The sequence below is a fragment of the Streptomyces sp. B1866 genome (assembly GCF_031932565.1).
Taxonomy (GTDB): Bacteria; Actinomycetota; Actinomycetes; order Streptomycetales; family Streptomycetaceae; genus Streptomyces.
Map to the genome: position 1 here is coordinate 1 of NZ_JAVSCF010000225.1, position 10,586 is coordinate 10,586.

General features: G+C 72.5%; 9 protein-coding genes. 1 reads left to right on the forward strand and 8 read right to left on the reverse strand.

Annotated elements, in window-relative coordinates:
* Positions 1 to 217: 217 nt before the first annotated feature.
* The 3 genes from RKE29_RS23525 to thyX all read right to left on the reverse strand — a co-directional run bounded on the left by RKE29_RS23525 (position 218) and on the right by thyX (position 3,867).
* Positions 218 to 1,903: a ribonuclease J gene (locus RKE29_RS23525; protein WP_312007582.1), complete on the reverse strand. Its 1,686-nt coding sequence runs from the start codon at positions 1,901 to 1,903 to the stop codon at positions 218 to 220.
* A 153-nt stretch (positions 1,904 to 2,056) separates the two neighbouring features.
* Entirely contained in the window at positions 2,057 to 2,956 is a 900-nt protein-coding gene (dapA, locus tag RKE29_RS23530) for a 4-hydroxy-tetrahydrodipicolinate synthase (protein WP_312007583.1), read from the reverse strand.
* Between the two features lie 170 nt (positions 2,957 to 3,126).
* Positions 3,127 to 3,867, reverse strand: coding sequence for an FAD-dependent thymidylate synthase (thyX, locus tag RKE29_RS23535; RefSeq protein WP_312007584.1), 741 nt, complete (start codon positions 3,865 to 3,867; stop codon positions 3,127 to 3,129).
* Positions 3,868 to 3,997: 130 nt separating this feature from the next.
* On the opposite strand from thyX, the gene RKE29_RS23540 reads away from it, so the two are divergent.
* Positions 3,998 to 4,558, forward strand: a complete 561-nt coding sequence (locus tag RKE29_RS23540; RefSeq protein ID WP_312007586.1) for a hypothetical protein — start codon at positions 3,998 to 4,000, stop codon at positions 4,556 to 4,558.
* 64 nt (positions 4,559 to 4,622) lie between these two features.
* On the opposite strand, the gene RKE29_RS23545 is transcribed toward RKE29_RS23540, so the two are convergent.
* From RKE29_RS23545 to rpsO, 5 genes are all read right to left on the reverse strand, one after another.
* Positions 4,623 to 5,075, reverse strand: a complete 453-nt coding sequence (locus RKE29_RS23545; RefSeq protein ID WP_312007588.1) for a hypothetical protein — start codon at positions 5,073 to 5,075, stop codon at positions 4,623 to 4,625.
* 4 nt (positions 5,076 to 5,079) lie between these two features.
* A complete protein-coding gene (gene dapB / locus RKE29_RS23550; protein WP_312007589.1) occupies positions 5,080 to 5,832 on the reverse strand; it encodes a 4-hydroxy-tetrahydrodipicolinate reductase in 753 nt (250 codons plus the stop codon).
* A 121-nt stretch (positions 5,833 to 5,953) separates the two neighbouring features.
* The gene (locus tag RKE29_RS23555; RefSeq protein ID WP_312007590.1) at positions 5,954 to 7,333 is read right to left on the reverse strand and encodes a pitrilysin family protein; all 1,380 of its coding nucleotides are present in this window, start codon (positions 7,331 to 7,333) and stop codon (positions 5,954 to 5,956) included.
* On the reverse strand, positions 7,330 to 9,573 hold the full coding sequence (locus RKE29_RS23560) for a polyribonucleotide nucleotidyltransferase (protein WP_312007591.1): 2,244 nt from the start codon (positions 9,571 to 9,573) through the stop codon (positions 7,330 to 7,332). The genes RKE29_RS23555 and RKE29_RS23560 overlap by 4 nt, the downstream gene beginning before the upstream one ends.
* Before the next feature lie 441 nt (positions 9,574 to 10,014).
* On the reverse strand, positions 10,015 to 10,302 hold the full coding sequence (gene rpsO, locus RKE29_RS23565; protein ID WP_312007592.1) for a 30S ribosomal protein S15: 288 nt from the start codon (positions 10,300 to 10,302) through the stop codon (positions 10,015 to 10,017).
* Positions 10,303 to 10,586: the final 284 nt, after the last annotated feature.

Consider the following 10,586-nt stretch of genomic DNA (forward strand, 5'->3'; position numbering starts at 1 on the left):
CTCCGGGCGCTTCCCTTCGGTGGTTCCGACTTTATCAGAATCTTTCGAGTCGGATTCCCCGCCCCCTCCGGGGTGCTCCGCGCCGCACGCGAGGTGTGGCGGGTTCCCGGTTGGGCGAGGCCGTAAACGTACTTCAGCGGGGCTCCTCGATGCAAATCGGGGAGCCCCGCTGGGGGTTGGGCCCTGGGACGGTTCGGGCGAGGACCGGAGAAACCGGTCAGACCTCCACGACCACCGGCAGGATCATGGGCCGGCGGCGGTAGTTGTCGGAGACCCACTTGCCGACCGAGCGGCGCACGAGCTGCTGGAGCTGGTGGATGTCCGCCACGCCCTCGGAGGCGGACTTCGACAGGGCCTCCTCCATCTTCGGGATGACCGAGGCGAAGGCGCCGTCCTCGATGCCGGATCCCCGGGCCTGCACGTACGGGCCGCCCACGATCTTGCCTGTCGTGCTGTCGACGACCACGAAGACGGAGATGATGCCCTCTTCGCCGAGGATGCGGCGGTCCTTCAGGGAGGTCTCCGTCACGTCGCCGACCGACAGGCCGTCGACGTACACGTACCCGGCCTGGACCTTGCCGGTGATCCTCGCGACGCCGTCGACCAGGTCGACCACGACGCCGTCCTCCGCGATGACGCAGCGGTTCTTGGGCACGCCGGTCAGGGCGCCCAGCTCGGCGTTCGCGCGCAGGTGGCGCCACTCGCCGTGGACGGGCATGAGGTTGCGCGGCTTGCAGATGTTGTAGAAGTACAGCAGCTCGCCGGCCGAGGCGTGGCCGGAGACGTGCACCCTGGCGTTGCCCTTGTGGACGACCTTGGCGCCCCAGCGGGTCAGGCCGTTGATCACCCGGTAGACCGCGTTCTCGTTGCCGGGGATGAGCGACGAGGCCAGGATCACCGTGTCGCCTTCCACGATGTGGATCTGGTGGTCGCGGTTGGCCATGCGGGACAGGGCGGCCATCGGCTCGCCCTGGGAGCCGGTGCAGACCAGCACGATCTCCTCGTCGCGCAGGTCGTCCAGGGCTCTGACGTCCACCACGAGCCCGGCCGGTACGCGCAGGTAGCCCAGGTCGCGGGCGATGCCCATGTTGCGGACCATGGAGCGGCCCACGAAGGCGACCCGGCGCCCGTGCTCGTGGGCGGCGTCGAGGACCTGCTGGATGCGGTGCACGTGGCTGGCGAAGCTGGCGACGATGATCCGCTTGCGGGCGGCGGCGAAGACCTGGCCCAGCACGCCGGAGATGTCGCGCTCGGGCGGGACGAAGCCGGGGACCTCGGCGTTGGTGGAGTCCGACAGGAGCAGGTCGATGCCCTCCTCGCCGAGCTTGGCGAAGGCGGGCAGGTCGGTCAGGCGGCCGTCCAGCGGCAGTTGGTCCATCTTGAAGTCGCCGGTGTGCACCACGAGGCCGGCCGGGGTGCGGATGGCGACCGCCAGGGCGTCCGGGATGGAGTGGTTGACCGCGATGAACGCGCAGTCGAACGGGCCGATGCGCTCCCGGTGCCCCTCCTCGACCTCCAGGGTGTACGGCCGGATGCGGTGCTCCTGGAGCTTCGCCTCGATCAGGGCGAGCGTGAGCTTGGAGCCGATCAGCGGGATATCCGGCTTCTCCCGCAGCAGGTAGGGGACGCCGCCGATGTGGTCCTCGTGGCCGTGCGTGAGCACGATGCCGTCTATGTCGTCCAGGCGGTTCCGGATGGATGTGAAGTCCGGCAGGATCAGGTCAACTCCGGGCTGCTCCTCCTCGGGGAAGAGCACTCCGCAGTCGACGATCAGCAGCCGTCCGCCGTACTCGAAGACCGTCATGTTGCGGCCGATCTCTCCCAGGCCGCCGAGCGGGGTGACCCGCAGGCCGCCCTGGGGGAGCTTCGGCGGGGGGCCGAGCTCGGGATGCGGATGACTCAAAAGACTCTCCTCACCACGCACGCCACCTGCCCGTCCACGGGCACGTGCGCGCGTGACATTCGTGCGTGTGCTGTCTGGCTGTGTGTCTGGCTGTACGGAACTCTGTGCGCTCAGTTACCTGATCGTATGAAGTTATGAAAAGCACGTCTGTGGTTAGAGCTGTACCCCGCCCGCGGCCAGATCGCGCCTCAGCTGATCCGTCTCTTCCGCGGAGAGCTCCACGAGCGGCAGGCGCAGCGGCCCCGCCGGCAGGCCCTGGAGGGCGAGGGCGGTCTTGGCGGTGATCACGCCCTGGGTACGGAACATGCCGGTGAAGACCGGCAGCAGCTTCTGGTGGATCTCGGTGGCCTTGGCCACGTCCCCGGCGAGGTGGGCTTCGAGCATGGCCCGCAGCTCGGGGGTGACCAGGTGGCTGACGACGGAGACGAAGCCGACGGCGCCGACCGACAGCAGCGGCAGGTTCAGCATGTCGTCGCCGGAGTACCAGGCGAGGTGGGAGCGGGCGATGGCCCAGCTCGCCCGCCCGAGGTCGCCCTTGGCGTCCTTGTTGGCGACGATGCGCGGGTGCTCGGCGAGCCGGACGATCGTCTCGGTGTTGATCGGCACACCGCTGCGGCCGGGGATGTCGTAGAGCATGACCGGCAGGCCGGTGGCGTCCGCGATGGCGGTGAAGTGCCGCAGCAGGCCCTCCTGGGGGGGCTTGCTGTAGTACGGCGTGACGGTCAGCAGGCCGTGGGCACCGGCGCGCTCGGCGGCGCGGGCCAGCTCGACGCTGTGCCGCGTGTCGTAGGTGCCGACTCCGCTGACCACGTGGGCCCGGTCGCCGACGGCCGCCACGACGGCCCGTACCAGGTCGGCTTTCTCCACGTCGCTGGTGGTCGGGGACTCGCCGGTGGTGCCGTTGACGACCAGGCCGTCGTTGCCCGCGTCCACCAGGTGGGTGGCGAGCCGCTGGGCGCCGTCGAGGTCGAGGGCGCCGTCGGCGGTGAATGGCGTGACCATGGCGGTCAGCACGCGCCCGAAGGGCGTCAGCGGTGTGGATGTCGGTGCCATGGCTCCCACGCTACTCGCAGCGCGCCCCGCCGTGCTCGTCCGGGGCGGCCGACGCAAGGGCCCGGCACTGCCCGCTCGGGGGTTCAGACAGTGCCGGGTCGTTCTTCAGCCTAGATGAACTTCACGAAACGCCGCAATACGGACACTTCTCTGGGGGTGCCCGGGAGGGGCTACGGCGCCACCCGGCCGTTGACGTTGAAGGCCTCGTGGGTGAGCGGCATCAGGCGCGCCCAGGCCGCCTCCATCCGCTCCCCGACCATCTCGATCTCCCGCTGCGGGAAGGAGGGCACGGCGGCCCGCTCGTGCCGCGTGCGCAGGCTCAGGAAGTGCATGAGCGAGCGCGCGTTGCACGTGGCGTACATCGAGGAGAACAGGCCCACGGGGAGCACCGAGCGGGCCACCTCGCGGGCGATCCCCGCCGCCAGCATCTCCTCGTACGCCTCGTAGGCGTGCCGGTAGGCGTCCTCCATCACCCGGCCGGTCAGCTCGGTTTGCGCCGGGGTGCCCTCGACGAACTCGTACTTGCCCGGGCGGCCGCGCTGCACCAGTTTGCGGGCCTCGTCCGGCACGTAGAACACCGGGCGCAGCTCGCGGTACCGCCCGCTCTCCTCGTTGTAGCTCCACCCCACCCGGTGGCGCATGAACTCGCGGAAGACGAAGATCGGGGCGCTGATGAAGAAGGTCATCGAATTGTGCTCGAACGGGCTGCCGTGCCGGTCGCGCATGAGGTAGTTGATGAGGCCCTTGGAGCGCTCCGGGTCCTTGGTCAGCTCCTCCAGCGACTGCTCGCCCGCGGTGGACACCCGGGCCGCCCACAGCACGTCGGAGTCGGCCGCGCTGTGCTTGACCAGCTCGACGGTCACGTCGCTGCGGAAGCTCGGCTTGTCGCCCTCGGCGGGGATGTCGGTCACCTGCGGTTTCCTTTCAGGGGTGTACGTACACCCTCACCCTAGGGGCCGCCACTGACAGCGCAGGCCGCCTGGTGCCGGTGCGCCGGTACGCTGCCTGCGAGCCACCGAGCACGTGTGAGTGAGGACGTCCGTGCCCCTGCCCTTTACGACAGCCGGCCGTGCCCGGGACAGCGACCGCCCCGCCGCGGACGCGGCGTCCTCGCTGTACGAGGACGTGGACCGCTGGCGCCGCCCCTACCGGCCGGGCCGGCTGCGGGTCGGCGGAGCCGCGCTGTTGCTGCTGCTCGCCTCGTACCTGCTGTTCTCGGCGCTGATCATCGGCCTCGCCGGGTCGGTGCCGGGAGCCGCGTGGTGCGGCGCGGCCGGCGCGGTGGTGACCGCCTTCGCGGTGCGGCTGGTGCGGGTGGGCATCTGGGTGAGCGACCAGGGGCTGCGGCAGCGGTCGCTGTGGTCGACCACGACCGTTCCCTGGCGGCAGGTGGTGTCGGTGCGCACGGTGCAGCAGCCGGTGCGCTGGCTGGGCCTGCCGCGCGGCGTGCAGGGCCAGGCGCTGGTGGTGACCCGGCTGGCGGAGGCGGCGCTGCCCGCGGTGGTCACCGACCACAACGCCGACTTCCTCGGCCGTCCGGGGGCCTTCCGCCGGGCCGCCGAGGGGGTCCAGCGGTGGGCCGCGGGGCGGCAGCGGCACTGAGCCCGTGCGGGCTCTCTGAGCGCGCACGCCCCCGGCTCGTACGGGCTCAGGGGGCCGTACGGGCTCAGGGGCGTACGGGCCGGCCCGCGCGCAGGGCGATGGCGCGCTGTATGGCCCGGCGCGCGCGGGCGGTGTCCCGCGCGTCGCGGTAGGCGACGGCCAGCCGGAACCAGCAGCGCCAGTCGTCCGGGGACCGCTCGGCCTCGGCCCGCCGCCGGGCGAAGACCGCGTCCGCCGCGGCCGGCTCGACCCGGCCGCCGGGCGTGCGCGGCAGGTCGTCGGCGGGCAGGCCGCCCTCGGCCGACAGCTCGCGCGCCAGCCGCTCCGCGCGGTACGCGAAGACCGTCGTACGCCACAGGAACCACGCGCCGATCAGCGGCAGGACCGAGGCGGCGGCGCCCAGGGCGGCGGCCGCCGGCTCGCCGGTGCGCATCAGCTGCACGCCGCGGCCGCCGGCCAGCAGCAGATAGCCGCCCAGGACGGTGGCCGGCAGCGCGTACGTCAGCGGGGCGCGCACCGGGTCACTCCAGGCCCAGGAAGTGCTCCAGGCCGACGGTGAGGCCCGGCGCGGAGCCCACGCTGCGCACGCCGAGCAGCACGCCCGGCATGAAGCAGCTGTGGTGGGTGGAGTCGTGCCGGATGGTGAGCGTCTCGCCCGGGCCGCCGAGCAGCACCTCCTGGTGGGCGAGCAGCCCGCGCAGCCGCACCGAGTGCACCGGGACGCCGTCCACCTCGGCGCCGCGCGCGCCGGGCAGCGCGGTGGCCGTCGCGTCCGGCTGCGGCGGGCTGCCCGCCTCGGCGCGGGCGGCGGCGACCAGCTGGGCGGTGCGGGCCGCGGTGCCGGAGGGGGCGTCGGCCTTGTTCGGGTGGTGCAGCTCGATGATCTCGACCGACTCGAGGAACCGGGCGGCCTCCCGGGCGAAGCGCATGCTCAGCACCGCGCCGATGGAGAAGTTCGGCGCGACCAGCACGCCGGTGTCCGGCGAGCCGGCCAGCCAGGAGCGCAGGCGGTCCAGCCGCTCCTCGGTCCAGCCGGTGGTGCCCACCACGGCGTGGATGCCGTGCCGGACGCAGAACTCCAGGTTGTCCAGCACCACGTCCGGCGCGGTCAGCTCGACCGCGACCTGCGCGCCCGCCTCGGTCAGCGCCTCCAGCCGGTCGCCCCGGTCCACGGCGGCGACCAGGTCCATGTCGTCGGCCGCCTCCACGGCCCGTACCGCCTCCGAGCCGATACGGCCCTTGGCGCCGATGACGGCCACGCGCAGCTTGCTCATCGTCTTCCGGCTCTCCTCGGTGGGTCCCCGCCCCGCGGCGGGGTTCGTGTCCTTGACGGGGGCATTCTCGCCCCCGCGGCGGGGCGCGTCGTACGGCAGGGTACGGGCCGCCGCGGCCCGGTCAGGCGACCGCCTCGTGCAGGCGCGCCGCCTGCTTGTCCTTCAGCGGGCCGATGACGGCCAGCGACGGCCGGTGCCCCAGCACCTCGCGCGCCACCTCGCGCACCTCGTCGGGGGTGACGGCGGCCATCCGGGCCAGCATGTCGTCCACGGACATCTGCTCGCCCCAGCACAGCTCGCTCTTGCCGATGCGGTTCATCAGCGCGCCGGTGTCCTCCAGGCCCAGCACCGTGGACCCGGACAGCTGGCCGATGGCGCGCCGCAGCTCCTCGTCGCCGAGACCGGTGCGGGCGACCCGCTCCAGCTCGTCGCGGCAGATCTTCAGCACGTCGTGCACCTGGCTGGGGCGGCAGCCGGCGTAGACGCCGAACAGGCCGCAGTCGGCGAAGCCGGAGGTGTAGGAGTAGACGCTGTAGGCCAGGCCTCGCTTCTCGCGGACCTCCTGGAACAGCCGCGAGCTCATGCCGCCGCCCAGCGCGGTGTTGAGCACCCCGAGGGCCCAGCGCCGGTCGTCGGTGCGCGGGATGCCGGGCATGCCGAGGACGACGTGCGCCTGCTCGGTGGCGCGGTCCAGCAGCTCCACGCGGCCGGCTGTGCGGATCGTACGGGAGCCGCCGCGCGGGGCGAGCGGGACGGCGTCCTCGCGGGCCAGCGCGCCCGCCCGGTCGAACGCCGCGCGGACCTGCCGGACCACGGCGGCGTGGTCGACGTTGCCCGCGGCGGTGACGACCAGGTGGGTGGGGTCGTAGTGCCGGCGGTAGAAGCGGGCGATCTGGTCGCGGGTGAGCCCGTTGACGGTCTCGACCGTGCCCAGCACCGGGCGGCCCAGCGGGGCCGTGCCGAACATGGCCTTGGCGAACAGGTCGTGCACGCAGTCGCCCGGGTCGTCCTCGGTCATCGCGATCTCTTCGAGGACCACGCCGCGCTCGGCGTCCACGTCGGCCGGGTCGATCAGCGAGCCGGTGAGCATGTCGCAGACCACGTCGATGGCCAGCGGCAGGTCGGCGTCGAGCACCCGCGCGTAGTAGCAGGTGTACTCCTTGGCGGTGAAGGCGTTCATCTCGCCGCCGACGGCGTCGATGGCCGAGGAGATGTCCAGCGCGGTGCGCCGCCCGGTGCCCTTGAACAGCAGGTGCTCCAGGTAGTGCGTGGCGCCGCCCAGGGCGGGCGTCTCGTCGCGGGAGCCGACGTGCGCCCAGATGCCGAAGGTGGCGGAGCGCACGGACGGCAGGGTCTCGGTGACCACCCGCAGGCCGCCGGGCAGCACGGTCCTGCGGATGGTGCCGATGCCGTTCTCGCCCTGGAGAAGCGTTTGGGTACGGGCGACGGCCCGCCCCTCCGTGGAGGTGCGGGCCGTCGCCCGGTGCGGCCGGGAGGTCACTGCTCGGCGGCTTCCTTCGACTCGGCCGCGGCCCCCGCGGCGGAGCCGCCGGAAGACTCCGTCTCGGCGAGGACGGGGATCAGGCTCAGCTTGCCGCGCTGGTCGATCTCGGCGATCTCGACCTGGACCTTGTCGCCGACCTTCAGCACGTCCTCCACGTTCTCCACCCGCTTGCCGCCGGCGAGCTTGCGGATCTGGGAGATGTGCAGCAGGCCGTCCTTGCCCGGCAGCAGCGAGACGAACGCGCCGAACGTGGTGGTCTTCACCACCGTGCCCAGGTAGCGCTCGCCGACCTCGGGCATCGTCGGGTTGGCGATGCCGTTGATGGTCGCGCGGGCGGCCTCGGCGGACGGGCCGTCGGCGGCGCCGATGTAGATGGTGCCGTCGTCCTCGATGGTGATGTCGGCGCCGGTGTCCTCCTGGATCTGGTTGATCATCTTGCCCTTGGGGCCGATGACCTCGCCGATCTTGTCCACCGGGATCTTGACGGTGATGATGCGCGGCGCGTTCGGCGACATCTCGTCGGGGACGTCGATGGCCTCGTGCATCACGTCGAGGATGTGCAGGCGGGCGTCGCGCGCCTGCTTCAGGGCCGCGGCCAGCACGGACGCGGGGATGCCGTCGAGCTTGGTGTCGAGCTGGAGGGCGGTGACGAACTCGCGCGTGCCGGCGACCTTGAAGTCCATGTCGCCGTACGCGTCCTCGGCGCCGAGGATGTCGGTGAGGGTCACGTAGTGCGTCTCACCCTCGATCTCCTGGGAGATCAGGCCCATGGCGATGCCGGCCACCGGGGCCTTCAGCGGCACGCCCGCGTTCAGCAGCGACATCGTGGACGCGCACACCGAGCCCATCGACGTCGAGCCGTTGGAGCTCAGCGCCTCGGACACCTGCCGGATCGCGTACGGGAACTCCTCGCGCGCGGGGAGCACCGGGATGAGGGCCCGCTCGGCGAGCGCGCCGTGGCCGATCTCGCGGCGCTTGGGGGAGCCGACGCGGCCGGTCTCGCCGGTGGAGTACGGCGGGAAGTTGTAGTTGTGCATGTAGCGCTTGCGCGTCTCGGGCGCCAGCGTGTCCAGCTGCTGCTCCATGCGCAGCATGTTCAGCGTGGTGACGCCGAGGATCTGCGTCTCGCCGCGCTCGAACAGCGCCGAGCCGTGCACGCGCGGGATCGCCTCGACCTCGGCGGCCAGCGTGCGGATGTCGGTGACGCCGCGGCCGTCGATGCGCTTGCGCTCCTTGATGACGCGCTCGCGCACCAGGGTCTTGGTCAGCGCCCGGTAGGCCGCGGAGATCTCCTTCTCACGGCCCTCGAACTGCGGCAGCAGCTTCTCGGCGGCCAGCCCCTTGACCCGGTCCAGCTCGGTCTCGCGCTCCTGCTTGCCCGCGATGGTCAGCGCCTGGGCCAGCTCGTCGCGGACCGCCTCGGTCAGCGCCTGGAGCACGTCGTCCTGGTAGTCGAGGAAGACGGGGAACTCCGCGACCGGCTTGGCGGACTTGGCGGCGAGGTCGGCCTGCGCCTTGCACAGCACCTTGATGAACGGCTTGGCGGCCTCCAGGCCGGCGGCCACGACCTCCTCGGTGGGCGCCTCGGCGCCGCCCTCGACCAGGGTGATGGTGCGCTCGGTGGCCTCGGCCTCGACCATCATGATGGCCACGTCGCCGTCGTCGAGGGCCCGGCCGGCGACGACCATGTCGAAGACGGCCTCCGCCAGCTCGGTGTGGGTGGGGAAGGCCACCCACTGGCCCCTGATGAGCGCCACCCGGACGCCGCCGATGGGCCCGGAGAACGGCAGTCCGGCCAGCTGGGTGGACGCGGAGGCGGCGTTGATCGCCACCACGTCGTACAGGTGCTCGGGGTTGAGCGCCATGATCGTGGCGACGACCTGGATCTCGTTGCGCAGGCCCTTCTTGAAGGACGGGCGCAGCGGACGGTCGATGAGGCGGCAGGTGAGGACCGCGTCCTCCGACGGGCGGCCCTCGCGGCGGAAGAAGGAGCCGGGGATGCGGCCGGCCGCGTACATCCGCTCCTCGACGTCCACCGTCAGCGGGAAGAAGTCGAGCTGGTCCTTGGGGTGCTTCGAGGCGGTGGTCGCCGACAGGACCATGGTGTCGTCGTCCAGGTAGGCCACGGCGGAGCCGGCGGCCTGCCGGGCCAGGCGGCCCGTCTCGAAGCGGAGGGTGCGGGTGCCGAAGGAGCCGTTGTCGATCACGGCCTCGGCGTAGTGGGTCTCGTTCTCCACCAGGGAAGTCTCCTCGTTCGCGTCCCCGGGTGACGGGGACGGTGGTGGAGCAGCGCCCCTGGCCTGTTTCCGGCGGCCGGGCCGGTCTTCGATCGAAGCCGCCGGAACTGCCTGTTCCGGGGGCCGCTACCGAGGACCGGCGCCTGCGGCGTCGAGAGGGCGGGAAGGAGGCGCTCCTCCTCGTTCGTTATGGCGTTGTGTCGGTTGTCGTTGTTGGCACCAGACTACAAAGCTTCGGCCGTCCTCACGACGGCTACGGGTCCGGTGCGAGCGGCGCGTGGCCGCCTCGTGCGCTCCGGGCCGTACGGCGTGGCGGGGCGCGGGGCCCGGCGGGCGTCCGCCGGCGCCGCCGTCGGCAGACGGCCGGCGCGGCCGGTGTCCGGCGGGGCGGCGGCGGGGAGCGGCCCGGCCTGCGCCGAACCGCTCCCCGCCGGCTGCGGGCTAGCGGGCGCCGGCCGCGCCGCGCCGGATGCCCAGGCGCTCGACGAGCGCGCGGAAGCGGGTGATGTCCTTCTTCGCCAGGTACTGCAGCAGGCGGCGGCGCTGGCCGACCAGCAGCAGCAGGCCGCGGCGCGAGTGGTGGTCGTGCTTGTGGGTCTTCAGGTGCTCGGTCAGGTCGGAGATGCGGCGCGAGAGCAGCGCCACCTGGACCTCGGGGGAACCGGTGTCGCCTTCCTTGGTGGCGAACTCGGCCATGATCTGCTTCTTGGTAGCGGTGTCGAGCGACACGCCGTACTCCTTCGTCGTGTGGGCCGCCGAGCGCCCCTGGTCTTCCGCTCAGGGGAACTTCCGTGACTCGCCGGCTGGGCCCGGTACCCGCACGCGCCGTGTCCACCGGGACCTGCGGGCCGTACGCGGCGGTACGCGGCGGTCTGACGGGGACGGCCGCACGGGGCGCGAACGCACAGGGCCATCGATCACCCTACCAGCGCCGGAGGCCACCGCCCGCACCCGGCGGCCGCCGGGCCGCGCACCGGGACCGGGGGGCGGCTGCGGCGGGGCCGGCCGCGCCG

Coding starts and splice junctions, on each gene's coding strand:
- dapB (WP_312007589.1), bottom strand. CDS start 5,832: ATGAGCAAGCTGCGCGTGGCCGTCATCGGCGCCAAGGGCCGTATCGGC.
- dapA (WP_312007583.1), bottom strand. CDS start 2,956: ATGGCACCGACATCCACACCGCTGACGCCCTTCGGGCGCGTGCTGACC.